The following is an 821-nucleotide window of genomic DNA, read 5'->3' on the forward strand; positions in this document are numbered from 1 at the left end:
AGTGATTCCTGTCCATTCAGGCTCTGCAACACTTAAAGATGCTTGTAATGAAGCGCTGCGTGATTGGTCAGGCAGCTACGAAGACGCACACTACCTTCTCGGTACAGCAGCAGGCCCTCACCCATTCCCGACTATTGTGCGTGAGTTCCAACGCATGATTGGTGAAGAAACTAAAAACCAAATTCTGGCGCGTGAAGGTCGCCTACCTGATGCTGTTATCGCCTGTGTGGGTGGTGGCTCAAACGCGATTGGTATGTTTGCAGATTTTATCGAAGAAGAAAGCGTTCGCCTGATTGGCGTGGAGCCAGCAGGTAAAGGCATCGATACGGATCAACACGGTGCGCCACTTAAGCATGGTAAAACAGGTATCTTCTTTGGTATGAAGGCACCATTAATGCAAGATGAGAATGGTCAGGTTGAAGAGTCTTACTCTGTTTCAGCCGGTCTAGACTTCCCTTCAGTTGGTCCACAGCACGCACATCTTAACGCTATCGGTCGCGCTGAATACGACAACGTAACGGATGATGAAGCATTAGAAGCATTCCAAGAACTAGCTCGCAGCGAAGGCATCATTCCTGCACTTGAATCCTCTCATGCTCTGGCACATGCACTGCGCATGGCTCGTGAGAATCCTGAAAAAGATCAATTACTGGTTGTTAACCTATCTGGTCGTGGTGACAAAGACATCTTCACCGTACACGCTATCTTAGAAGAAAAAGGAGTAATCTAATGAGCCGTTATGAGAAGATGTTTGCACACCTAAACGAGAAAAACCAAGGCGCATTTGTACCATTCGTGACGGTTTGTGATCCAAACGCCGA

Annotated in this window: 1 protein-coding gene and 1 pseudogene; both read left to right on the top strand. The window is 47.7% G+C overall.

Annotated features, from left to right (window positions below):
- Window positions 1-730: pyridoxal-phosphate dependent enzyme (locus R7Q09_RS24890; RefSeq protein WP_318143790.1), on the top strand; the 730-nt coding region annotated here is incomplete at its 5' end.
- A pseudogene (locus R7Q09_RS24895) lies at window positions 730-821 on the top strand (tryptophan synthase subunit alpha); the annotation flags it as partial. The gene R7Q09_RS24890 and the pseudogene R7Q09_RS24895, both read left to right, overlap by 1 nt.

Source organism: Vibrio sp. 2130-1 (assembly GCF_033339515.1).